12 protein-coding genes and 7 pseudogenes are annotated in these 25,082 nt (G+C 47.2%); 15 read left to right on the forward strand and 4 right to left on the reverse strand.

The genetic code is table 11. From position 1 onward, the window contains the following. Window positions 1-2 precede the first annotated feature (2 nt). A pseudogene (locus tag L0M13_RS03025) lies at window positions 3-1,860 on the forward strand (bifunctional homocysteine S-methyltransferase/methylenetetrahydrofolate reductase). Next, window positions 1,841-5,276, forward strand: a pseudogene (gene metH, locus L0M13_RS03030) (methionine synthase). The pseudogenes L0M13_RS03025 and metH overlap by 20 nt, the downstream one beginning before the upstream one ends. 147 nt (window positions 5,277-5,423) lie before the next feature. Here the strand turns inward: metH and L0M13_RS03035 are convergent. Both L0M13_RS03035 and L0M13_RS03040 read right to left on the reverse strand, forming a co-directional pair. After that, window positions 5,424-7,033, reverse strand: a pseudogene (locus L0M13_RS03035) (glycoside hydrolase family 43 protein). Between the two features lie 208 nt (window positions 7,034-7,241). Further along, a complete protein-coding gene (locus L0M13_RS03040; RefSeq protein ID WP_235198240.1) occupies window positions 7,242-8,450 on the reverse strand; it encodes an ROK family protein in 1,209 nt (402 codons plus the stop codon). 179 nt (window positions 8,451-8,629) lie between these two features. Between L0M13_RS03040 and L0M13_RS03045 the strand changes: the two genes are divergently transcribed. The 3 genes from L0M13_RS03045 to L0M13_RS03055 all read left to right on the forward strand — a co-directional run bounded on the left by L0M13_RS03045 (window position 8,630) and on the right by L0M13_RS03055 (window position 11,746). Then, window positions 8,630-9,928, forward strand: coding sequence for an extracellular solute-binding protein (locus L0M13_RS03045; RefSeq protein WP_235198241.1), 1,299 nt, complete (start codon window positions 8,630-8,632; stop codon window positions 9,926-9,928). A 102-nt stretch (window positions 9,929-10,030) separates the two neighbouring features. Next, window positions 10,031-10,909, forward strand: coding sequence for a carbohydrate ABC transporter permease (locus tag L0M13_RS03050; RefSeq protein WP_052653055.1), 879 nt, complete (start codon window positions 10,031-10,033; stop codon window positions 10,907-10,909). 15 nt (window positions 10,910-10,924) lie between these two features. After that, the gene (locus tag L0M13_RS03055) at window positions 10,925-11,746 is read left to right on the forward strand and encodes a carbohydrate ABC transporter permease (protein ID WP_235198242.1); all 822 of its coding nucleotides are present in this window, start codon (window positions 10,925-10,927) and stop codon (window positions 11,744-11,746) included. A gap of 290 nt (window positions 11,747-12,036) precedes the next feature. Here the strand turns inward: L0M13_RS03055 and L0M13_RS03060 are convergent, their stop codons facing one another. Further along, complete coding sequence (locus L0M13_RS03060; RefSeq protein ID WP_235198243.1) at window positions 12,037-12,666, reverse strand: YesL family protein; 630 nt, start codon at window positions 12,664-12,666, stop codon at window positions 12,037-12,039. A gap of 327 nt (window positions 12,667-12,993) precedes the next feature. On the opposite strand from L0M13_RS03060, the pseudogene xylA reads away from it, so the two are divergent. From xylA to L0M13_RS03100, 10 genes and pseudogenes are all read left to right on the forward strand, one after another. Next, window positions 12,994-14,314, forward strand: a pseudogene (gene xylA, locus L0M13_RS03065) (xylose isomerase). Between the two features lie 33 nt (window positions 14,315-14,347). Next, window positions 14,348-15,845, forward strand: a pseudogene (gene xylB, locus L0M13_RS03070) (xylulokinase). An 80-nt stretch (window positions 15,846-15,925) separates the two neighbouring features. Continuing rightward, the gene (locus tag L0M13_RS03075; protein ID WP_235198244.1) at window positions 15,926-16,909 is read left to right on the forward strand and encodes an aldo/keto reductase; all 984 of its coding nucleotides are present in this window, start codon (window positions 15,926-15,928) and stop codon (window positions 16,907-16,909) included. A 60-nt stretch (window positions 16,910-16,969) separates the two neighbouring features. After that, a pseudogene (locus tag L0M13_RS03080) lies at window positions 16,970-18,066 on the forward strand (ABC transporter ATP-binding protein). A gap of 112 nt (window positions 18,067-18,178) precedes the next feature. Next, a complete protein-coding gene (locus L0M13_RS03085) occupies window positions 18,179-19,153 on the forward strand; it encodes a Gfo/Idh/MocA family protein (RefSeq protein WP_235198245.1) in 975 nt (324 codons plus the stop codon). Window positions 19,154-19,227: 74 nt separating this feature from the next. Then, window positions 19,228-19,353 carry a hypothetical protein gene (locus L0M13_RS18445; RefSeq protein WP_311195618.1) on the forward strand — a complete coding sequence of 42 codons (126 nt, stop codon included), beginning with the start codon at window positions 19,228-19,230 and terminating at the stop codon, window positions 19,351-19,353. Continuing rightward, entirely contained in the window at window positions 19,308-20,213 is a 906-nt protein-coding gene (locus L0M13_RS03090; protein WP_311195656.1) for an LLM class flavin-dependent oxidoreductase, read from the forward strand. Before L0M13_RS18445 ends, L0M13_RS03090 begins: the two co-directional genes overlap by 46 nt. Window positions 20,214-20,300: 87 nt before the next feature. Continuing rightward, complete coding sequence (locus L0M13_RS18305) at window positions 20,301-20,426, forward strand: hypothetical protein (protein ID WP_260107723.1); 126 nt, start codon at window positions 20,301-20,303, stop codon at window positions 20,424-20,426. A 223-nt stretch (window positions 20,427-20,649) separates the two neighbouring features. Continuing rightward, window positions 20,650-22,122, forward strand: coding sequence for an aldehyde dehydrogenase family protein (locus L0M13_RS03095; RefSeq protein WP_235199252.1), 1,473 nt, complete (start codon window positions 20,650-20,652; stop codon window positions 22,120-22,122). A gap of 117 nt (window positions 22,123-22,239) precedes the next feature. Continuing rightward, window positions 22,240-22,983 (forward strand): SDR family NAD(P)-dependent oxidoreductase, encoded by a 744-nt coding sequence (locus L0M13_RS03100; RefSeq protein ID WP_235198246.1) that lies wholly within the window; start codon window positions 22,240-22,242, stop codon window positions 22,981-22,983. Between the two features lie 105 nt (window positions 22,984-23,088). Here the strand turns inward: L0M13_RS03100 and L0M13_RS03105 are convergent. Continuing rightward, window positions 23,089-24,958, reverse strand: a pseudogene (locus L0M13_RS03105) (heavy metal translocating P-type ATPase). Window positions 24,959-25,082 lie beyond the last annotated feature (124 nt).

The following is a 25,082-nucleotide window of genomic DNA, read 5'->3' on the forward strand; positions in this document are numbered from 1 at the left end:
TGATGGGGTTATTAGAAGAGTTGAAAACGAGAATTCTGACGGCGGACGGTGCGATGGGGACATTGCTGTATTCGTACGGCATTGAATATTGCAACGAGGAATTGAATTTGCAGCGGCCGGACATCATCGAAAGGATTCATGAAGAGTATATCCAGGCAGGTGCGGATATCATCCAAACGAACACCTACGGCGGAAATGCGCTGAAACTTGCGCGCTACGGGCTGGAGAGCCAAGTAAAGGAAATCAACGAAGCGGCGATTGCCATTGCAAAACGCGCTGCGGCACCGGGCGGGCAGTTTGTTTTCGGAACAATCGGCGGGATCCGCGGATTCGGAAGAGTGATGCGACGCTTGATAAAATCATCGCGATGGTGGACCAGCAATCGGGCTACCTCTTAAGTGGGGATCCGGATGCTTTATTGCTCGAGACCTATTATGATTTTGAGGAACTAGCAGCGACCGTTACCCATTTGCGGAAACGGACAGACGTGCCGCTAATCGCCCAAGTATCGATGCACGAACCGGGAATTTTACAGAACGGCATGGCGCTGAACGATGCCCTCCATCAACTTGAAGGACTTGGCGCCGACATTGTCGGCGTGAATTGCCGGTTAGGCCCTCACCACACCATTCAAGCACTGGAAGACGTAGTGCTGCCGAAGAAAGCCTTCCTTTCCGCTTATCCGAATGCAAGTTTATTGGATCTTGAAAATGGCCGCGTCGTCTATGAATCGGAAGCCGATTATTTCGGGCGCGCGGACTGCTCTTAAGAGAAGAAGGGGCGCGCCTAATCGGCGGTTGCTGCGGTACGACGCCGAAGCATATTGAAGCGTTGAAAAAACGCGTCGGCAATTTAAAGCCGATTACGGTAAAAGAAGTGGAAACGAAAAAACCGATCGTCATCCGGGAAGCGGAGTTATCCAATGAAGTGCCGCTCCATGAAAAAGCGAAGACGGAACGGACGATCATTGTGGAACTCGACACACCGAAGCATCTCGATGTCACTAAATTCCTGGAAGGGTCGAAGGCGTTGAATGCGGCAGGCGTGGACGCGGTCACCATGGCGGATAACTCACTCGCTTCTCCGCGGGTCAGCAATCTTGCCATGGGCTCGATATTGAAGCATCAGGAACAGATTCGCCCGCTTGCGCATATCACTTGCCGCGACCGGAATTTAATCGGTTTGCAATCGCATTTGATGGGATTGGACGCACTGGGCATCCGTGATATCCTGGCTGTAACGGGAGATCCGACAAAAGTGGGCGATTTCCCGGGAGCCACAAGCGTCTATGATGTCTCAAGCTTGGAATTGATCCAATTGATCAAAAAGCTCAACGAAGGAATTTCATTTTCCGGGAAACCTCTGCAAAAGAAGGCGAACTTCTCGGTAGCTGCAGCATTCAATCCGAATGTACGGGTGCTTGACCGCGCAGTTGCAAGGCTTGAGAAGAAAATCGAAAGCGGGGCTGATTATTTTATTTCACAGCCGGTTTATACGAAAGAGAAAATCGTCGAAATCCATGAAGCGACGAAGCATCTGGAAACGCCGATTTTCCTTGGGGTCATGCCGCTGACAAGCATTCGCAGTGCGGAGTTTCTGCACAATGAAGTGCCGGGCATCAAATTATCTGAAGAATCACTTGCGCGGATGCGTGCTTGCGGCGATGACAAGGAGCGGGCGACAGCAGAAGGCATTCAAATCGCCAAAGAACTGATTGACGCAGCAGCCGGTTTGTTCAACGGAATTTACGTGATCACACCGTTCTTCCGCTACGATATGTCAATTGAATTGATAAATTACATCCGGAAACTAGATCAACAGAAAGAGAGCGATAGCAGCCATGTCCAGACAGCGAATTGAAGAACAGCTAGAAAAAAGGATTTTGATCATTGATGGGGCCATGGGAACGATGATTCAGAATGCCGATTTGTCTCCGGAAGATTTCGGCGGAGAAGAGTTCGACGGCTGCAATGAATACTTGAATATCGTAAAGCCGGAAGTCATTGAAGGCGTCCACGATGCATACCTTGAAGCAGGTGCCGATATTCTCTGTACGAATACATTCGGCGGCACGCCGGTCGTGCTGGATGAATATGGATTGGGTGAAAAAGCGGCGGATATTAACCGTTTAGCAGTCGAGATTGCGAAGAGGAGTGCAGCGAAATTCGCGACGCCGGAATGGCCCCGTTTTGTCGCTGGCGCAATCGGGCCGACAACGAAAACCTTATCCGTAACGGGCGGCATTACCTTTGATGAACTGAAAGAAAACTTCTATGTGCAGGCGAAGTCCTTGGTCGAAGGCGGCGCCGATTTGATATTGCTTGAGACGAGCCAGGACATGCTGAATGTGAAAGCGGCGACGATCGGCATCAAGCAGGCATTTGAAGAAACCGGCATTGAATTGCCGATCATGGTTTCCGGCACGATCGAACCGATGGGAACGACGCTTGCGGGCCAAAGCATTGAAGCGTTTTATATTTCGATCGAACACGTCAAGCCGCTGTCGGTCGGATTGAATTGTGCGACGGGTCCTGAGTTTATGACGGATCACATCCGTTCGCTGTCAGAGCTGTCGGACGGCTATGTCAGCTGCTACCCAAATGCGGGCTTGCCGGACGAAGAAGGGCATTATCATGAAACGCCGGAATCGCTGTCGAAAAAGCTGCGCGGTTTGCAGAAAAAGGCTGGCTCAATGTGGTGGGCGGCTGCTGCGGCACGACGCCTGCCCATATCAAAGCAGTGAAAGATGCGATGGACGGCATTGTGCCGCGGAAACCGGAACCGGCTTCGCATGGCCATGTCGTTTCCGGCATTGAACCGCTGCAATACGATGAAACGATGCGGCCGCTGTTTATCGGCGAACGGACAAATGTTATCGGTTCCCGCAAATTCAAGCGGCTGATTGTCGACGGCCAATTTGAAGAAGCCGCGGAAATTGCGCGGGCACAAGTGAAGAACGGAGCGCATGTCATCGATATTTGCCTTGCGAACCCGGATCGTGATGAATTGGAAGACATGACAAATTTCATGCAGGAAGTCGTCAAGAAAGTGAAAGTCCCGCTCGTCATTGATTCCACTGACGAAGAAGTGATTGAAGCGGCATTGAAATTTTCGCAAGGAAAAGCCATCATCAATTCGATTAACCTGGAAGATGGGCTGGAGCGTTTTGAAGCGGTGATGCCTTTAGTGAAAAAATACGGCGCTTCGGTAGTCGTCGGAACGATTGATGAAAAAGGGATGGCGGTGACCCGTGAACGGAAATTGGAAATCGCGGAGCGCTCGTATGATTTATTGGTCAACGAATGGGGCTTGGCACCGGAAGACATCATTTTCGATCCGCTCGTCTTCCCGGTCGGAACCGGCGACCAGCAATACATCGGCTCCGCTGTGGAAACGATTGAAGGCATCCGGTTGATCAAAGGGAAGTTCCGCGCGCCTTGACGATTCTCGGCGTCAGCAATGTCTCGTTCGGCTTGCCGCCGGTCGGCCGCGAAGTGTTGAATGCGGTATATTTATACCATTGCACCCAGGCAGGGCTTGATTACGCCATCGTCAATACCGAAAAGCTCGAACGCTACGCGTCCATTCCGGAAAATGAAATCAGCATGGCCAACGAATTGCTGTTTACGACAACCGATGAAACTTTGGCCGATTTTACCGCTTTTTACCGCGATAAGAAAAAAGAGAAGACAGAAGATGATATCCCAAAAACGGTAGACGGGCGTCTTGCTTATTATATTATCGAAGGAACGAAAGAAGGCTTGATTCCGGATCTTGAAAAAGCGCTTGATCAATACGACACGCCGCTCGATGTCATCAATGGACCGTTGATGGAAGGGATGGCGGAAGTCGGGCGTTTATTCAATGACAATCAATTGATTGTTGCGGAAGTGCTGCAAAGTGCCGGTGTCATGAAAGCGGCTGTGGCATTCCTTGAGCAATACATGGAGAAAAAAGAAGGTGACAGCGGCAAAGGGAAGATTGTCTTGGCTACGGTGAAAGGCGATGTCCACGATATCGGGAAAAACCTGGTGGAAATCATTTTGAGCAATAACGGCTTTAAAGTGGTCGATGTCGGCATTAAAGTCACGCCTGCCACGTTGATCGAAGTGATCCGGAAAGAAAAGCCGGATATGGTTGGCTTGTCTGGTTTATTGGTTAAATCGGCGAAGCAGATGGTGTTGACGGCTCAGGACTTTAAAGAAGCAGGCATTGATGTACCGATTTTAGTTGGCGGCGCAGCTTTGTCGCGGCGTTTTACCGAAACCAAAATTGCGGCCGAATACGACGGGCCGGTCATTTACGCAAAAGATGCAATGCAAGGGCTCGATCTTGCCAACCGTTTGCAAAGCGGAGCAGGGAAAGCGGAGCTGTTGAGAGAGCTCGATGCCCAGCAGGAAAAACGTTTGGCTTCTGAAGCGGCCCGTGCAGCGAAGCCGGCAGTCGCGGTGGCAGAAAAACCGGTCAAGACAGTACGTGAAGATGCCCCGGTTTATGTGCCGCACGACTTACGCCGGCATGTGCTGAAGGATTATTCGGTGTCGCATCTTTATCCGTATGTGAATATGCGCACCTTGATCGGGCACCACCTCGGCTTAAAAGGCTATAACGACAATACGTTAGCGAAAGGCGATCCACGGGCAGTCGAGCTCCATGAACTGGCGACCGGCTTTTTGCAATCAGGATTGCTGAAGCCGTCCGGCATGTACCAATTTTTCCCGGCGCAATCGGATGGGGATGATGTGGTCATCTACAGCCCGGCAGACGGGAAAACGGAAATCGAGCGCTTTACATTCCCGCGCCAGTCTTCTGCACCGTTTTTATGTTTGGCCGATTATTTGAAATCGATTGATAGCGGCGAAATGGATTACGTGGCTTTCATGCAAGTGACAGCAGGGCACGGGGTGAGAAGTGAAGCACAGCACCTGAAAGAACAAGGCAAGTTTCTCGAAAGCCATGCGCTTCAAGCAACGGCACTCGAACTCGCCGAAGGCTTTGCCGAGCGCATCCATCAGGAAATCCGCGATCAATGGGGCTTCCCGGATGCGACGGACTTCACGATGCGCGACCGCTTTGCCGCCAAATACCAGGGCCAGCGTTTTTCATTCGGCTATCCGGCATGTCCGAACTTGGAAGATCAGGCGAAATTATTCGGCTTGATCAAACCGGAAGACATCGGCGTCCAATTGACGGAAGAATATATGATGGATCCGGAAGCTTCGGTGTCGGCGATTGTCTTTGCCCATCCGGATGCGCGGTATTTTGTGGTGGATTGAGTGGTGGAAAGAGGTTCGGACAGTATTAGGGGAGGAATGGACAGTACTTAGCTAGGAACGGACAGTATTTCGCAGTCAATAGACAGTATATCCAAATAAATGGAAAAAGGGCGGCTCAGAGATTCTGAGCCGCCCTTTTTATTGGGTTTATTCGCGTTCTTTGTAAATAAAATAATCGAAATCCGCCGCCAACTTTTGGCCGGACGTATCTTGGCATTGCATGCCGACAAATGCGCCGGTGAAGAATCCGCCGCCTTGGATGTAGTCATCGGAAAGTTTATGCGAACCGAAGCGGATCGGAATCAAGTGCCAGTCCTCCCCATCGAACGAATAGGAATACTGATAAATCTCCGCATCGACATCGACGCGCATGTGGACGTACTCGACTTCATCCGGCACGACGATTTCGTCGCCTTGCAGCGGCTGATCGTAGGCGAAATTATCGCAGACAGTCAAATCAAGGATGCGGCCTTTCTCTTCGTGCCACGTAATTTGAAGCGCCGTCCAGTTTTCCGTGTTGTAATAGTTTACAAGACCCGCTGCCTGCTGGAATGTATCCGGCTGGAAGGCAACTTTCGTTTCCGCAGTAAAGTGGAAATGCTGCCAGCGTCTCGCGACGAATGCTTGGGTGAATTTAGATGTCAACGACTCGCGTCCATGAATGCGCAAGTGGCCTGGATTTTCCTTCAAGGAAACGATTTCTTCGCCTAAAGGAATGCGCAGCGTCTGGAAATGCGGGTTCAATGTCTCCGAATCGAAATCGTCTTTTTCCGGATAATCGCGATCCCACACCACTTCTTCGATGGCTGGCCCTTCGATTTGAAGTGAGGGTGCATTTCCGCCGACGACATATGGCCAATCGTTTTTCCATTCCACTCGCTGGATGGCTGTTTCGCGTCCAAGCGGGCAGTAGCCGCGCGGTCAAGCAAAGCTTGTCCTTTTCGGGAAAGCGGACGCCCCGTCAAATGCACCAGGAACCATTCGTCCGTATGCGTTTGGACAATGGAAGCATGTCCCGATTTCTGCAGCGGATTTCTTGGCGAGAAGAAAGATGTGATCAACGGATTTTCCGGATGGACTTCATAAGGTCCGTGCAAATCTTTTGAACGGGCAATCGTAGCTTGGTGGTCATACTTCGTGCCGCCTTCAGCGGTCAATAAATAATAATATTCGCCGATTTTGTAAAGATGCGGCGCTTCAACTAATGCCACATCGGTTCCTTTGAAGATGATTTCGGATTTGCCGACTAATTTCTGTTCTTCAACGCTGTATTCCTGAAGCGCGATGCCGTAAAAATTATGATGGCCATGTCGGTGATCCCAATACATATTCACCAAGTATTTCTTGCCGGATTCATCGTGGAACAGGGAAGGGTCAAATCCAGAACTGTTCAAATAAATCGGTTCCGACCATTCGCCGTCAATCGTTTCGCAAGTGACGAGGTAGTTATGGCAATCTTTCCATTGGCCTTCTGTCACTTTTACATCCGTGAAAATCAGCCAGAACTTTCCGTCGCTGTATGAAAGGGCAGGTGCCCAGACGCCGCCGGAGTTCGGGTTGCCCATCATATTCAATTGGCTAAGGCGGTTAAGCGGACGAGAGATCAAACGCCAGTTTTTCAAGTCCTTGGAATGGTAGATGCCGACACCGGGGAACCATTCAAAAGTGGAAACCGCGATGTAATAATCTTCTCCCACACGGCAAATGCTTGGATCCGGATTGAATCCAGTCAAAATCGGATTTTGGATAATAGCCATTTTTTCGTCACCCTTTTATGTAAGATTTTGTGGATATGCTGTAGAGGCGAAATAATGTAAGTGCTTTCAAAAACACGTGCCCAAACAGCAAAAACACAAAGATTTTTAAAATGATTTAAACGAAAATTAAAAATCTTCGGTTGTTATAAACGATCATACACTACTTAGTACGATTGGTAAACTAAGTGTGATGAAAGTTTATAACAGCTTAAGAAAAAATGGCTTGCTGCGGCTGCATGCGGACACTCAAGAAATTCTCAATGGTAAAAGCAGCGACGCCAAGTGCCGTTGGCAGCGTATCAAGTTCCGAAAAGCCGATGATCAAATCGTTTTGCTGGAACCAAAGGGCTTGGTTTGCCACGCGTTCATTCAACGATTCGCTCAGCCAATTTTTGGCGGAAGCCATCCGGTTGCCGATCACTACTTGCTGCGGGTTAAAAGTGTTGACGATGTTGTTGATGCCGACGCCTAAATAATCGCCGCTTTTTTTGAAGAGGGCAATGGCTTCTTCGTTTCCGGATTCCGCAAGCTGGATCAAATGGGGCAAATCCAATTCTTCATCAGTGGAAGCGAATAAACCGGACTGCACCGCTGTATCAAGCAAAGCTTGTTCCGACGCGTATAATTCCCAGCATCCTTCATTTCCACAGCGGCATTTTGGGCCGTTTACTTGAATGGTCATGTGGCCAAGTTCGCCGGAAAATCCGTTCGATCCTTTATAGAGGGAACCGTTTAAGATCAAGCCGACGCCAATCCCGATGCCTGCGCTGACATAGATGATGTTTTCGCATTCCTGTCCCGCACCGAAACGCTTTTCGCCGTAAGCACCGGCATTCGCCTCGTTTTCGATAATGACGGGAAGTCCATACTTTTCTTCCAAGACCGATTTCAAGTCCAGGTTCCGCCACTTCAAGTTTGGCGCTAGCAAGATTTCTCCACTTTTATCAACGACTCCCGGTACACCGACGCCGATGCCAACTACGCCGTGAGGGCTTTCAGGTGCAGAAGCAATCAATGAATCAATGGTGGAAAACATTTTTTCTCTGATTTCTTCATATGAAAGATTTTTAAAACTGCATTCTTTCTTCAACTGGATATTGCCGCTGAGATCCGTCAATACGCCAAGCAGGTAATTGACGCCGATATCGATGCCAATTGCATAGCCGGCCAAATCGTTGAACAAGAGCATAACCGGTCGGCGGCCGCCGCTTGATTCGCCAGGGCCGGATTCGTAGATCAATTGATCGTCCAGCAAATCACTGACAAGGGAAGAAACGGTTCCTTTGTTTAGTCCGGTCTGGCTTGCGACAGCCGCCCGCGAAATCGGTGAATTGTTTTTGATCTTATCCAACACTAATGATTTATTGCCTTCTTTGACGACTTGATGGTTCCAGGTCTTGGTCACTTTTACATTCATCCTGCTCAGCTCTTTCTATCATTTTTAAGACTATTTTAACAGATACTTTGAAACGAAAGTAGTTTAATAAAAAACTTTGTTTAGCCACTAGACGAACATGAAAACCCTTGCTATAATGAAAACGCATACAACAATCTGAATATTGTTGTAATAGCACACAAAGTGGGGGGAAGAAAAAAATGAAAAGGAAGAAAACGCTTGCACTGCTATTGTCCGCTGCTATTTCATCGTTACTGCTAGTAGGGTGTTCAGATTCTGATGAGGCGTCATCGGGTTCAAGTAATGCAGACACTGAAATTAAATTTATGCACTTATGGCCAGAAGGTAGCTCCAAAAAGCATTATGACGTGGTAAACGATATTATTGCTGATTACGAAGCGGAAAACGAAGGCGTCAAAATAGATTTAGAAGTTTTAAGCAATGAGCAATACAAAGATAAATTGCGTGTCCTTTCAACATCAAAAGAATTGCCGGATGTAGGCCTTACATGGGCTGCTGGATTCCTTGAGCCTTATGTTGGCGGAAATATGTTCGCACCGTTGGATGATGTCATCGAGTCTGAACTATCAGATGCATTCGTACCAGGAACTGCTGAAGCCTATGCGCTTGACGGCACAACTTACGGATTGCCATTGGAATTGAACATTGTCAGCATTTATTACAATGAGAAGATGTTTAAGGATAACGGCATTGAAGTTCCAGAAACATATGAAGAATTGTTAGAAGCATCAAAAGCATTCCGTGACGAGGGCATTCAGCCGATTGCTCTAGGAAACAGAGATTCATGGACAGGTTCTATGTGGTATATGTACTTGGCTGACCGCATCGGCGGCGCTGATACATTGAACAAAGCAATCGACCGTTCAGGCAGCTTCGAAGATCCTGCCTTGATCGAAGCGGCTGCAGAAGTTCAAAACTTGGTAGACAGCGGGGCTTTTGTTGATGGATTCAACGGCCTTGCAGATGAAGAAGCGAAGAGCATGTTCATGAGCGAACAAGCGCCGATGTACATGATCGCAACTTGGGATCTTCCAAACTTCACGACAAATGAAGACGTACCACAAGAATTCAGAGATTCTGTAAAATACATGAACTTCCCAACAGTTGACGGCCAAGGCGATATGAACAGCTTTGTCGGCGGCCCTGGAGTTGGCTTGTTCGTAGCAGAAGATTCAGATGTAAAAGAAGAAGCAAAAGACTTTTCTGCCTACTTTGTGAAAGAGTGGGGCGAAAAAGCGGTTGAAGAAGCTGGCGTAATCCCAGCGACGAAAGTGGATGCTGCGTCAATGGATCTTCCACAAATGTATATCGATATCTTGGAAGAACTGAACCAAGCGAGCAACATCACAATGTTTGCGGATGTTCAATTGAGCCCGGAAGTGGCAACGGTCCACTTGGACGCAATTCAAGCGCTGTTCGGCAACGAAATGACGCCTGAAGAATTTGCGAAAGCCCACGAGGACGCTCTTTCGAAATAAAGAACGATAACAACGGTTTGCAAAGTTAGAGAAACAAGAAGGGGGCATATCCAGAATTCAGGATTGTCCCCTTCTACTTTATAAGATATGGGGTTGAATGTTATGAACAAAGTGATGTCCAATAAGCTTTATATCGCGTTCTATATTGCGCCCGCCTTTATATTGCTGATGGTCTTGATCTTTATCCCGCTGCTCCTGTCCGGCTACTACGGCTTGATGGACTGGGATGGAATCGGAGAAAAAACTTTTATCGGCCTGGACAATTATATAGAAGGAATCCAAGATAAACTATTTTGGAACAGTGCTCTGCATTCGTTCTTATTGGCCCTTTTCTCAGCATTAAGTTTAATCATCTATTTAGCTGTATCGATCATCCTGGCTTCAAAAATCAAAGGTGCGGACTTGCTTCGTAAAATCTACTTGATTCCGATGCTCTTGTCATCCGTTGCCATTGCCCAGTTGTGGGTAAAAGTCTACAACCCGTCAAACGGGATTTTGAATTCATTCCTTAGAACTATCGGAGTTGAAAATCCACCATCTTGGCTCGCAGATCCAAGCTTGGTTTTGTTTGCCATCTTCGTTCCGATCCTATGGCAATATGCAGGATTTTATATCCTGATTTACTATGCGGCATTGAAAAATATTCCGGAATCTTTGATTGAAGCTGCAAGAATTGATGGCGCGACGCCATTCCAGATCGCAATGCGCATCAAATTGCCATTGATCAAAGAAATCGTGAGTGTGACCATCGTCTTGGCGATTGTCGGTTCCTTGAAATACTTCGATTTGATTTATGTAATGACAGCCGGCGGACCGAACGGAGCCAGTGAAGTAATGGCTTCTTATATGTACAAATTGGCTTTCTCCAGCTATAACTTCGGCTACGGCAGTGCCATCGGATTCTTGTTGCTGATCATCACATTGATCGTTACGTTGATCATCCGCAAAGTAACCGAAACAAAAGAGAAGCTCGAATACTAAGAGGAGGTTTGTTTAATGAAACGCGTTGGATATTTCTTTCTTTACCTGGCTTTGATAGTAGTGGCATTATTTCAAATCCTCCCACTCATCTGGCTGTTCCTGTTCTCGTTGAAGAGCAACCAGGAAATCTTTGCAGGATCACCGTTTTCTTTGCCGTCGGAGTTCAGATGGGAAAACTACCAGAAAGTCTGGGACGGGGGAATCGGCACGTATTTCCTTAATAGTGTGTGGATTACCATTGCTGCGATCATCTTCACCGTATTATTCGCAAGCATGGCCGCATTTGCATTGACGCGCATGAAGTGGAAACTAAGCGGCCTTGTGCTCGGGCTTTTCATGATTGGCTTGATGATTCCGATCCACTCGGCATTGATCCCGCTCTACAGCATGTTCTTAAGCGTCGACATGATCGATAACCCGTGGTCAATCGTCATCACGTACACCGCGTATAACTTACCGATCACCTTAATGATTCTGCTCGGTTTCTATTACACCTTGCCGCACGAAGTCGAAGAAGCGGCAATCATCGATGGCTGTTCGATCCATCGCATGTTCTTCCGCATCATTTTGCCGATGACTACGCCGATCATGGCGACTACGGTCGTCATCAATATGATCTACAACTGGAATGAATTCGTTTTCGTCAACACCTTCATCAGCTCGGAGAAATACAAAACGCTGACAGTCGGTATCCAGAACTTCATCGGGCAATACATGACCGACTGGGGTGCAATCGGCGCCACGTTGATCATCAGCGTCTTTCCGATCATCATCGCCTTCATCTTCTTCAGCAATAAAGTCGTTGAAGGGATTTCATCAAGTGCGGTGAAGGGGTAATTGGAAAAGCGGAGATGGCCGTTTAGCTTCGACAGGCATAAGACGGGTCGGCTGTGCGGCGTTCTTTGCCGCATGGCCGGCAGGGCTTATGTCCCAAGAAGCTGGCCATCGGAGTCTGGACACAAGAAAAGCGGAAGCGCCTGTTCAGCTCCGAAAGGCTTAAGGCAGAACACGGAGGAAATCCTGATTTCCGTAGTGGGCTGACTTAAGATCCGAGGAGCTAGGCGCTGGAGTCTGGACACAAGAAAAGCTTCACCTCATCAGGAATTGTATCTGAGAGGTGAAGCTTTTTATTGTGGCAGTTCACTCGTGCTTTTCTCAGCTGTTTTATTGAAAGCGTTCAAAGAAATCCACATCGTGATGAAAGCATAGGAACTTGCACCGAAGATGAACGCGAGCGCCGGCAAAGCCTGCATGATCAGAAAAAGCGGTACTAAGCAAAGCAGGATCAGCAAACTGTGAAGCGGATGGATCAGCATGATCAAAAATGCGTTTTTAAGCACTTGGGTGGCTTTGATATCAAAATGCACAAATGTCGGGAATAGATAAAACAGGAACAATAAAACCAAAAGCATGAAAGCAAACAAAGGAATCGATATCCAGGTCAGATGGGCAGCGTCTAAGGCCAACAAATAGAAGACGTCAGCGGCGATTAACGCGCCAAGCAGCCAAACAAACAGGCCCATCACATTGCTTTTCACGAAATCTTTCCGGTAATAATCCCAGAACGTACGGAAAACGGGCACGTCCGTCTGGCCGCGCAGCCATTTTCGGCAAACGGAGAACATTGCGGTTGTCGCAGGGAACAGCCCCAAAATGACCGCACCTGCTAATGTGAAAACAATCCAGAGTAAATTCAAATAGGCAAAACGGGTAATCCATTCGGTAATCTGATAAACGGTATTTTTAGTGGAATTCATTTATGACCTTCCTTACATTCGATTTTAGACAAAGCGAAATCGACAAACAAAACTTACTTAAAAGCATACCTCAATTACTTGAATTGAACGAATAAATATCACTGAAAAACTTAATAGCTAAAAACTTTCCCTTTTATTTTACCAAGGAAAGAGCGAAGCGATTTCATCATTGCCTGTAAATAGTCGAATCATTCTAAATAAAACTTTGTTTAACCAATAGACAAACTAATTGTAACTTGTTATAATATCAAATGAAAGCCTTTTCATTAAGGATAGACTCATTTAATTTTCAAACAAGCAGAACATCATACTTAGGAGGCAAAAATTATGGCATATTTCGAGAACATTAACAAAATTAAATTTGAAGGTGCATCTTCAAAAAATCCATTCGCATTTAAATTTTACAATCCGGAAGAAGTGATCGGCGGAAAGTCGATGGAAGAAATTCTTCGCTACGCGGTTTCTTACTGGCACACATTCACAATGGATGGCTCTGATCCATTCGGCGCCGGTACAATGAACCGCCCATGGGATAAATTCAGCGGAATGGATTTGGCTAAAGCACGTGTAGATGCAAGTTTCGAATTCTATGAAAAAATGGACGTGCCATTCTTCTGCTTCCATGATATCGACATTGCACCAGAAGGCAGCAACTTAAGAGAATCGAACCAAAACTTAGACGTCATCGTTGCGATGATCAAAGATTACATGAAAGACAGCAAAGCGAAATTGCTTTGGAACACAGCCAATAACTTCACGCACCCGCTTTATCCACGGTGCTGCAACATCCAACCATGCAGACGTTTTCGCTTATTCAGCAGCTAAAGTGAAAAAAGGCTTGGAAATCGGTAAAGAACTTGGCGCCGAGAACTACGTGTTCTGGGGCGGCCGCGAAGGCTACGAAACATTATTGAACACAAACATGAAGCTTGAGCTTGATAACTTGGGCCGCTTCTACCATATGGCTGTTGATTACGCGAAAGAAATCGGCTTTGACGCACAATTCCTGATCGAGCCAAAACCAAAAGAGCCGACAACTCACCAGTACGACTACGATGTAGCGACTGGCCATGCATTCTTGCAAAGCTACGGTTTGGAAAACCACTTCAAATTCAATATTGAAGCAAACCACGCGACGCTTGCAGGCCATACATTCGAACACGAATTGCATTATGCACGCATCAACAACATGCTTGGATCCGTTGATGCGAACCAAGGCGATCCGCTTCTTGGATGGGATACAGATGAATTCCCGACAGATCTTTGGTCAACGACGCTTGCGATGTACGAAATCCTTAAAAACGGCGGACTTGGCAAAGGCGGCTTGAACTTCGACGCGAAAGTACGCCGTGGTTCATTCGAGCCTGAAGATTTGTTCCACGCACATATCGCGGGAATGGATGCATTTGCTGTCGGCTTGAAAGTTGCTCAGCAATTGATCGACGACAAAGTATTGGATTCCATCATGGAAGACCGCTACCAAACATATACAGAAGGAATCGGCCTCGACATCGTCGAAGGCAAAACGGATTTCCACAAATTAGAAGAGCATGCACTTGGCTTAACTGAAATCAAACAAACATCTGGCCGTCTTGAGCAGATCAAATCTACAATCAACCAGTACTTGCTGCAAGCTTTCGCTAAATAATAAGAGTCTGCTAACGCTAGGAGAGCTGTCGCTATGAAATATGTTATTGGAGTCGATCTTGGAACGAGTGCCGTGAAAATCCTGCTGGTCAACCAGCAAGGGGAAGTGGTGCACAGCGTTTCGAAATCGTATGCATTGATTCAAGAAAAAACAGGATACAGTGAGCAGAATCCGCACGACTGGGTGACTCAAACAACTTCCGGGTTGCTTGAGCTCCTCTCCGGTTTTGATGGAACTGCAGAAGACATTGAAGGCATCAGCTTCTCGGGGCAGATGCATGGCCTTGTGCTGCTTGACGAAAACAATGAAGTCTTGCGCCAGGCTATTTTATGGAACGATACAAGAACGACGGCTGAATGCCAGCAAATATACGATGTCGTAGGCAATGAGCGTTTACTCGAAATTACAAAGAATCCGGCGCTTGAAGGCTTCACGCTGCCGAAAATTCTTTGGGTCCAAAAGCACGAACCGGAAATTTTTGCGAAAGCGAAATCGTTCGTTTTGCCAAAAGATTATTTGCGCTTCAAGATGACCGGCAATTTGGAGATGGAATTCTCGGATGCTGCCGGCACTTTATTGCTCGATATCAGCAAAAAACAGTGGAGTACAGAAATCTGTGAGCTTTTGAATATTGATCCAAACCTGTGCCCGCCGCTTGTCTACTCGCATGACGAAGTGGGTACGGTTACGGCTGAATATGCAGAAGCTTCAGGGCTTGCACCGACCACGCGTTTTTGCTGGCGGTGCGGATAACGCGTGCGGTGCAATCGGTTCCGGAATTCTGGAAGACGGCAAAACGCTTTGCAGTATCGGGACTTCCGGTGTTGTGTTATCTTATGAAGCAAGCAGCGACAAAGATTTTGGCGGCAAGGTCCATTACTTCAACCATTCGGCGCCGGACGTCTATTACACGATGGGTGTAACGCTTGCAGCCGGCTACAGTTTGACTTGGTTCAAGGAAACCTTTGCGGCGGATGAATCATTTGAAGATTTGCTTGCTGAAGTGGGTTCTGTTCCAGCTGGATCTAACGGTTTGCTGTTTACGCCGTATCTTGTCGGTGAACGCACACCTCATGCAGATGCGGCAATCCGTGCAAGTTTCATCGGGATGGATAGTTCCCATCGCCGAAAAGATTTTGCCCGGGCAGTACTGGAAGGCATTACATTTTCTTTAAATGAATCCATCGAGATTTTCCGCGAAAGCGGAAAGGAAATTGATACGATTGTGTCAATTGGCGGCGGTGCGCAGAACAAAGACTGGCTTCAAATGCAGGCAGATATTTTCAATGCGAAAATCGTACGCCTGACAAGCGAACAAGGTCCAGGAATGGGTGCAGCCATGCTTGCTGCTTTTGGCAGCGGGTGGTTTTCTTCATTAAAAGAATGTGCGGATGTCTTCTTAAAAGAAGATTCGCAGTATGAACCGAATCCGGCGAATGTAGAAAGCTATCAAAAACTTTTTTCTATTTATCAAGATATTTACGGACAAACAAAAGAGATGAACGAAAAGCTTTTGGCGTTCCGTAAATAGGCAATATAAATAAGAGTCTCAACTTTTGGGTTGGGGCTCTTCTTTGTAAGTATTTATAAAATAGAATGGGAGTGGCATAGATGGATTATCGGCAAATTGGCAAGACAGATTTAAAAGTGAGTGAACTTAGTTTTGGAACATGGGCGATTGGGGGTTCGTGGGGAAAGACGAATGACCAGGAATCGTTGAAAGCTTTGGAATATGCGATGGAGCAAGGCGTCAATTTCTTTGACACAGCTGACGTTTACGGCGATGGCCATAGCGAAGAGCTTCTTGCGAAAGCGACAAAAGGCAGACATGATGAAATCCACATCGCAACAAAATTCGGCCGCGCCGATGATTTTGCGGATCCAAAAAACTACACAATGGAAAGCGTCGCAGCATATTGCGAAAATAGCTTGAGACGTCTTGGGCGTGAACAAATTGACTTGTTCCAAATCCATTGTCCCGCTACCGACATTTTACGCGATGGCCATGTATTCGAAGTGCTGGACCGCTTAAAAGAACAAGGCAAAATCCGCTACTACGGCGTTAGTGTTGAAACGGTTGAAGAAGGGCTGATTTGTCTGCAAAACCCGAATGTCAGCAGTTTGCAGGTCATTTTTAATTTATTCCGCCAAAAGCCGATTGAGGAATTATTCCCGAAAGCGAAAGAGCAAGGTGTTGGAATTTTAGCGCGTGTGCCTTTAGCGAGCGGATTATTGACCGGAAAATTCAAAGTGGATGCCCAATTTGAACAAGATGACCACCGCAATTTCAACCGCAATGGCGATGCTTTCAATGTTGGAGAGACTTTTGCCGGACTGGAATTTGAAAAAGGGGTCGAATTGGCTGAAAATTTAAAATGGATTGCAGAAAATAGAGGAAATATGACGCAAGCCGCGTTAAAATGGATATTAGAGCACGATGCTATTTCTTCGGTGATTCCAGGCTTTAAATCAGTTGCACAAGTACAAGACAACTTGAAAGCAATCGAAGCTGCGCCTTATTCTGCAGAAGAAATGGACAAACTTGCAAGATTCTATAAAGAACAGGTGGCTTCTGAAATCAGAGGAGCATATTAAACGAAAGTAAGCGCTTTATCGGCTCGTACTGGAGCCTTTACACAATTTGGAGGGATGAAAATGGCTGGGTTAAACTTAGTGAATGTGAAAAAAATCTACGATAAAGGGGTAGTGTCGGTTCAAGACTTCAATTTGGAGATCCGCGACAAGGAATTCTTGGTGCTCGTCGGACCGTCCGGCTGCGGGAAGTCCACGACTTTGCGTATGATTGCCGGGCTTGAAGACATCACGGAAGGTGATTTGTTCATTGGCGACAAGCGCGTCAACGATGTCTCGCCAAAAGACCGCGACATTGCGATGGTGTTCCAGAACTATGCGTTGTACCCTCATATGAACGTTTACGATAACATGGCGTTCAGCTTGAAATTGCGCAAACTGAAAAAAGCGGAAATCAAAGAACGCGTTGAGAACGCAGCGAAAATCTTGAACTTGGAAGATTATTTATACCGCAAACCCAAAGCCTTATCAGGTGGTCAGCGCCAGCGGTAGCACTAGGCCGCGCAATCGTGCGCGACGCTGAAGTGTTCTTGATGGATGAGCCATTATCCAACTTGGATGCGAAGCTGCGTGTGCAAATGCGTGCGGAAATCCAGAAATTGCACCGCCGCTTGCAGACGACAACGGTTTACGTAACACACGACCAGACAGAAGCAATGACGATGGCGACTCGTCTTGTTGTCATGAAAGACGGTTTTATCCAGCAAGTCGGTACGCCAAAAGAAGTGTACGATTTGCCGAATAATATGTTCGTCGGCGGCTTTATCGGTTCTCCAGCAATGAACTTCTTCCACGGGAAATTGGAAGGCAACCAATTTGTCATGGGCGACCAGCGCTTATTGGTGCCAGAAGGCAAGCTTGCCGTATTGAAGGAAAACGGCTTTGGCGATAAAGAAGTGATCCTTGGCGTACGTCCGGAAGACATTCACGATGAGCCATTATTCCTTGACCACTCGCCGCACACGAAGATCAAAGCACCAATCGAAGTGGCGGAATTGATGGGCTCGGAAATCGTCTTGTATTCGCAAGTGAACGGCGAAAGCTTTGTGGCCCGCGTCGATGCACGCTTCAACGTGGAAGCTGGCCAGACGATCGAAATGGCGATGGACTTGAACAAAGCCCATTTCTTCGATCCTGCAACAGAACTACGCATCAAATAATAAGCGATAGGCAAGAAGCGCAAAGCTGTCTTGAAATCCAAAGCCGCTACGGGACAGTTTATGCGCCCCTTATCGGCTTTTTTAATGATTAAAAACCAAAGGAGATGATGGAATGGAAAAAATACGATGGGGCGTTTTAAGCACAGCGAATATTGGCAGAACCCAGGTCATACCGGCAATTTTTCGGGCGGAAAATGCGGAAATGTCCGCAATTTCGAGTAGAGGAGACCGTGTGTACGCTGCGGCAAGAGAGTTAGGGATTCCAAAAGCGTATGAGAGTTACGAAGCATTGTTGGATGATCCGGAAATTGACGCGGTGTATATCCCTCTGCCAAACAATCTACATAAAGAATGGGTCATCAAAGCGGCTGAAAAAGGCAAGCACGTGCTTTGCGAAAAACCGGCAGCGCTGTCGGCCCAAGAAGCGAAAGAAATGATTGAGGCATGTGAAGCGAATGGCGTGAAATTCATGGAAGCCTTCATGTATCAATTGCACCCGCAGCATGCCCGCGTAAAAGAAATTATCGCGTCCGGAGAAATCGGCGAGGTGAAGCTTATTAAATCGAGCCACTCGTTTTACTTGAACAACCGGGAAGGGGATATCCGGATGGATAAAACGATGGGGGGCGGAAGCATTTACGATGTCGGTTCTTATTGCGTTCAAGTTATTCGCCATTTGACGGATTCAGAGCCTGTGAAAGTCCAAGCGATTGCCGAATTGGATGAGGCGACCGGAATCGATTTGACGTCAACGGTCTATATGAAAATGGACAATGGCGTCAAGGCGATGTTCGATTGCAGCTTTGATATGATCAACCGCAACGAGTATGAAGTCATCGGTACTGAAGGGAAGATCAAAGTGCCATTCGCTTTTCGCCCGGATATTAACGGGGGAATTGGAAAAGTCGTTATCCAGAACAATGGCATGACCCGTGAAGAAAAGATTTACGGCGATATCTACCGGATGGAAATCGAGCAATTCTCACGGGCAATTCTAGACGGCGGGGAACCGGTTATCACGACGGAATCCACACTAAAGAATATGGCCGTGTTGGATAAATGCTACGAATCGATCCAGAATACCTGAAACAAGGTGTTTTGGATTGAAAGTTCCCGCATGCTAAACTGGGGAATCATTAATTTAAAAAAGGCGGGACTGGCATGCTGGCATTGAATATTCTGGACTACTCACCAATCGATGAAGGAAAAACGGCGCGGAAGCGCTTCTGGAGACAACAGAACTGGCACAGCTTGCAGAGCGCTCCGGCTTCAAACGGTTTTGGGTAGCGGAGCATCATAAAGTGGCATCGGTTGCCGGGAGTACACCGGAAATGCTGATGATGCATTTGGCGACTTCTACGTCGAAAATCCGGATCGGTTCGGGTGGTGTCATGCTTCCGCATTACAGCGCTTATAAAGTGGCCGAGAATTTTCGTATGCTTGAAGCACTGCATCCGAATCGAATCGATCTTGGCATCGGGCGTTCGCGCAGTTACCAGGCAGTCAATAAAGCGCTGAATAGCATGCGTGAAAGAGCGGAGCCTTATGAAGAACAGCTGGACCAATTGAAAAACTATTTGGCGGATAAGAGCGAGTTGCCTGCGATGCCGATCACTGAAACAGCGCCCGAGTTGTGGCTGCTCGGGACCGGTGAAGGCAGCGCAGCCCTTGCGGCTGAAAAAGGCATGGCGTACTCCTATGCCCATTTTGCCCGGCCTTCTATCGACGGAGTGGAAATCATCGGGAAATACCGTAGCGAATTTAAAGCTTCTCCGTTTTTAGAGCAGCCAAAAGTGATGATTGCGGTATTCGCAGTCGTTGCGGAAACGAAAGAACAAGCGGAAGAAATAGCGATGGCCTTTGACCTTTGGCTCCAATTCGTCGAATCGAATACGCCTCCGCCTTATTATCCTTCGATTGAAACTGCGAAATTGCGGGGCTTCAGCGCGAGGGAACAGCAAAAAGTATTGGAAAACCGCAAGCGTATGATCATCGGAGATGCCGATTTTGTGAAGGCGGAAATCGAAAGGATTGCGGAACTTTACAAGGCGGATGAAATTACCATTATCCCGAATGTGGCAGGAGCGGAAAATCGCATGAAGAGCATTCGTTTATTGGCAGAAGCTTTTGGAATGGCAATTGAATAGTTTTTAAAGTTCTTTGAATCGCTGCGAAACTTTTCTGAATTCTTTTCGTATAAATTGATAACTTATGAAAAGCGAGGAGAATTGCGGATGAAAAAGAAAAGGGAAAAGAAAGACCGAACATGGGCATGGGAATTGATCGATTTAGCGGAATTGCTTTACCATGTTGTGCTCTTTATTCCGCGCACGGTTTTAAAAATTGCAAAAGATCTTTAAACGAAAGCTTCTGCCATCGATTTGGCAGAAGCTTCTTTGTTTTATAAATATGTAGAAAGAGTTAAATTGGATTATCCTAGTTTTAGGATTTTATAGAAGGGTAAAGAGAAGAGTGGCGAAAAAATGTACGAAAGCAGCCAGCATTTTCATGGCTGAAGTATTAGAAGCTATTTTCAAAGATCCATCCAATACATTCTACCAATTGAAAAGAGGAGTGAAGAAAATGAAGACGGATTTTTCGAAAGTGTATATAAACGGTGAATGGCGCGACGGTTCAAGCGATCAGATGATGGCGAATACAAATCCTTTCACAGGCGAAGATTTGATCGCGACGAAAGCAGCCAATAAAGACGATTTGGATGCGGCTTACAAGGCGGCAGCGGAAGCGCAAATCGAATGGGCGAAGGAATTGCCGCAGAACAAACGGGCGATTCTGGAGAAAACAGTGGAAGTCATGCAGGAAAACAAACAATTGATCATCGACTGGCTCGTAAAAGAAGCGGGCAGCACGGTCATTAAAGCGACAGTCGAATTCGGCGCAGCTTTGGATGTGGTGAAGCAGTCGATGGCTTATCCATTCCAGATGGAAGGGAAAATTTTGCCTTCCCAGCAGCCTGGAAAAGAAAACCGCATTTACCGCAACCCGATCGGTGTTATCGGGGTCATCAGCCCTTGGAATTTCCCGTTCCATTTAGCGATGCGTTCCATTGCACCAGCTCTTGCAACCGGAAATGGAGTCGTGGTGAAACCGGCAACGGATACACCGATTACCGGCGGTTTGATTTTCGCCAGCATTTTTGAAGCAGCTGGATTGCCGAAAGGACTATTGAATATCGTTGTCGGACGCGGCTCAGAAATCGGTGATGACGTTGTTAAGCACCCAATTCCGCGACTGATTTCCTTTACCGGCTCAACGGAAGTCGGTATGGGCATCGGAAAACTGGCAGGCGGCAATTTGAAGAAAACCGCTTTAGAACTGGGAGGCAATAACGTCTTTGTCGTACTGGATGATGCAGATATCGACCAAGCAGTAGATTCGGCGCTATTCGGCAAATTCTATCACCAAGGCCAGATCTGTATGGCAATCAACCGGATATTTGTCCATAAAGACAAATACGATGAATTCGCTGAGCTCTTTATCAAACGTGCCGGAAAATTGAAATACGGCAATCCGGCAGAACTGGATACGAATGTCGGACCACTGATCAACCGCAAGCAAGTCGACCGCATCTTGGAAGACTTGGAAGAGAGCGTCAAGCAAGGCGCAGAAATCCGCTTAGGCGGCAAGGCTGACGGCAACGTCCTTGAGCCGACGGTTGTCACTAATGTCACGAACGAAATGCCGCTCGCAGTCAATGAAATCTTTGGGCCGGTGGCAATCTTGATTCCGTTCGAAGACGACGACGATGCAGCGGAAATGGCCAATGCGCTGCCATACGGATTGAGCGGAGCTGTCCATTCTTCTAATTTAGAACACGGCGCAGCATTTGCCCACAGAATCCATACGGGCATGATCCATGTCAATGACCAGCCGGTAAATGACGAATCGCATGTGCCGTTCGGGGGAGAAAAGAACTCCGGGCTTGGCCGTTTCAATGGCGAATGGATCCTCGAAGAATTCACGACTTTAAAATGGATCTCCTTGCAGCATCAACGCCGGGACTACGGTCCGTTCATCAATCAATTAAAAGAATAAATGACAGGGACCTTTGCTTCGGCAGAGGTCTTTTTTTAGTTTCAAAATAATATGACTAAATAGTCTGACAATAATATATACTAGGAGTGTATGAGATTCGAAAAGGGAGGAATTGGAATGGATTTGCAAGGGAAAGTGGCAGCAGTAACAGGCGGAGCATCGGGAATCGGTTTAGCAACAGCGAAAGCTTTTATCAGCAAAGGGGTGAAGGTGGTCATTGCTGATTTCAATGAAGAAGGAGGAGAAGCTGCGGCGAAAGAATTGAGCGGCAACGGGGCAGAAGCGGTATTTGTGAAGGTGGATACCTCTCAAGAAGATTCTGTGGAAAATCTGGTGGCGCAAACGGTCAGTCAATTCGGCCAAATCGACATCATGGTCAATAATGCAGGAATCGGCGCCTTGAGCGAAACGCATGAATTGTCTGATGAAGATTACCAAAAAGTGATTGGCGTCAATCAGGATGGTGTTTTTTACGGCATTAAATATGCGGTACGGGAAATGCTGAAGACAGGCGGAGGCGCAATTGTCAACACGTCTTCCATACTCGGCAGCGTCGGAGAGCCGCAAGCTTTCGCCTACAACGCTTCGAAAGGCGCGGTAAACTTGATGACCAAATCAGCTGCTCTCCAATACGGGGATAAAAATATCCGCGTCAATGCTGTGGCACCCGGCTATATCGAAACAGCCATGGTGAACCGTGAAGCGCTGGGCGAAGAATTTTATAATGGGTTGGTGGCGAAACATCCTGCAGGGCGCTTAGGAAAAGCGGATGAAGTTGCCCATGCCATTGTGTTCCTTTGCGAAAATGATTTTGTAACAGGTACAACTGTAATGGTTGACGGGGGATACACGGCTCAATAAAGCCAGGAATGTAAAATGCATTGCCTGCCGAGTTGAATTATAAATGAAAAGAGAGGCTTTCATCTGAAAGCCTCTCTTTTGCGTAAATCACCAATATAGCCGATTTCAAAGACGATGATTCAGCATGCGCAAACCGTTTAAAATCACAAGCAAAGTGCTGCCTTCATGGCCGATGACGCCAAAAGGAATGGAAAGGGATTGCATAAAATTCAAGAAAACAAGAATGACAATCACCCCTACGGAAAAATACATATTCTGCTTTACGATTTTCTCCATTTTTCGGGCGAGCCGAATCGAATAGACAATACGGGATAAATCATTTTTCATCAAGATCACATCAGCGGTTTCCAATGCGACATCCGTTCCTTCGCCCATTGCTATCCCAGTTGTGGCGGTTGCGAGGGCAGGGGCGTCATTGATGCCGTCGCCGGTCATCGCAATATAAGGGTAGTCATTCATCAGTTTCTTCAATTCTTTTACTTTATCCCCGGGCATGCAGCCGCCGACGTAATCATCCACCCCCGCTTTCTTCGGCAATCGCTTTGGCAGTTTTTACATTATCGCCTGTCAGCAAGATGCAAAAAACCCCTTCTTTTTGCAGTTCTTGAATAGTGCTTTTCGTATTCGGGCGGATGGTATCCTTTAATGCAATGGCTGCAGCGATTCCTTGGCTATCGCGCACAAATGTCACGGTTTTTCCTTCATTCGCCAAACGTTCCAGCAAGTTTCCGTAAAAAATTTCGGCTTCCGACTCACCGACAAATGCGGGCTTGCCGACTTTTATTTCCTCGCCGGAAATTACCGCTTTTAATCCATTGCCCGGCACATCGGTTATTTGCAGTCCGGAGAGCGGGGCAATGCCTTTGGATTGAATAAATTCCGTAATGGCTTTTGCAAGCGGGTGGTTGGACTGCATTTCAATGCCGGCAACCTTTTCCATCAGAGCGTCCTGTGAGATTCCTTCACGCAACACGAAGTCAGTCACTTGGGGCCGGCCCATGGTTAAGGTTCCCGTCTTATCAAATGCGATTGCCTGGACGGCGCTCAAGTTTTCCAGATGGACACCGCCTTTGAAGATAATGCCGCTTTTGGCTCCGTTGGAAATGGCCGCTAGTGTAGCGGGCATAATTGACGCCACGAGAGCACAAGGCGAAGCCACCACGAGCAGGAGGATGGCCCGGTAGAACGTAGTATTCCAATCCCAATCAAATAAGTAATGCGGCAGGAAAAGCATGAGAGAGAAGAGAATCAAGACGATATTGACATAGTTTCCTTCAAAGCGCTCGACAAATTGCTGGGAAGGGGGCTTTTCATTTTGGGCAGACTGGACGAGGTCGATAATTTTCTGTACAAGCGTTTCAGAATTCGGTTTCGTCATCTCCATCGTAATCGCCCCGCTTAAATTGACAGTAGAGGCAAATAGTTCGTCTCCGGAATCTTTGGAGACCGGAATGGACTCTCCGCTGATCGAGGATTCATCGACAACCGTATGCCCCGTCAAAAGGTTTCCGTCTGCAGGGATTCGTTCGCCAGGCTTCACGACAAGCGTATCTCCCGCTTGGAGAGAAGAAATGCTGACCCGAGACGTGGTCTCGCCTTGTAAAAGCCAGGCTTCTTCAGGCTGGATTTCCATTAAAGCGGAAACTTCTTTCCGGCTTTTGTTCATGGTATAAGTTTCTAATGCACCGCTAAGCGAAAAAATGAAAATCAGAATCGCGCCCTCTGTCCAGTAGCCGATCAGCGAAGCACCGACGGCAGCGAGCACCATTAACAGCTCGACATTGGGTTTTCGGTTTTCAATGGTTTTTTGGATGCCGTATTTCGCTTTGGCATAGCCGCCGATAAAAAAGGCCAGCAGGTAAACAGGCACTGAAAAACTTGCGAGCTCATTCTTTTCAAGGAGATAGGCTAGAAGAATTAATATTCCGGATAGAATAGCTGCGATCAATTCAATATGGGTTTTCCAGTTCTTCATTTGATATCCAGCTCCTTTGAACTTATATGGCTTGAGAAAATAGAGATTTCACAGCTGGAAGAAATATTCCAGCGAAAAAGAAAAGTCCAGTCCACTTGTTTTCAAGTTGACCAGACTTCTTTTT

The sequence above is a fragment of the Planococcus sp. 107-1 genome (assembly GCF_021513255.1).
In the GTDB taxonomy this organism is placed as follows: domain Bacteria; phylum Bacillota; class Bacilli; order Bacillales_A; family Planococcaceae; genus Planococcus.

Coding starts and splice junctions, on each gene's coding strand:
- L0M13_RS03045 (WP_235198241.1), top strand. CDS start 8,630: ATGAAAAGGAAGAAAACGCTTGCACTGCTATTGTCCGCTGCTATTTCA.
- L0M13_RS18445 (WP_311195618.1), top strand. CDS start 19,228: ATGCTGGCATTGAATATTCTGGACTACTCACCAATCGATGAAGGAAAA.
- L0M13_RS03075 (WP_235198244.1), top strand. CDS start 15,926: ATGGATTATCGGCAAATTGGCAAGACAGATTTAAAAGTGAGTGAACTT.
- L0M13_RS03100 (WP_235198246.1), top strand. CDS start 22,240: ATGGATTTGCAAGGGAAAGTGGCAGCAGTAACAGGCGGAGCATCGGGA.
- L0M13_RS03055 (WP_235198242.1), top strand. CDS start 10,925: ATGAAACGCGTTGGATATTTCTTTCTTTACCTGGCTTTGATAGTAGTG.
- L0M13_RS03040 (WP_235198240.1), bottom strand. CDS start 8,450: ATGAATGTAAAAGTGACCAAGACCTGGAACCATCAAGTCGTCAAAGAA.
- L0M13_RS03060 (WP_235198243.1), bottom strand. CDS start 12,666: ATGAATTCCACTAAAAATACCGTTTATCAGATTACCGAATGGATTACC.
- L0M13_RS03095 (WP_235199252.1), top strand. CDS start 20,650: ATGAAGACGGATTTTTCGAAAGTGTATATAAACGGTGAATGGCGCGAC.
- L0M13_RS03050 (WP_052653055.1), top strand. CDS start 10,031: ATGAACAAAGTGATGTCCAATAAGCTTTATATCGCGTTCTATATTGCG.
- L0M13_RS03085 (WP_235198245.1), top strand. CDS start 18,179: ATGGAAAAAATACGATGGGGCGTTTTAAGCACAGCGAATATTGGCAGA.
- L0M13_RS18305 (WP_260107723.1), top strand. CDS start 20,301: ATGAAAAAGAAAAGGGAAAAGAAAGACCGAACATGGGCATGGGAATTG.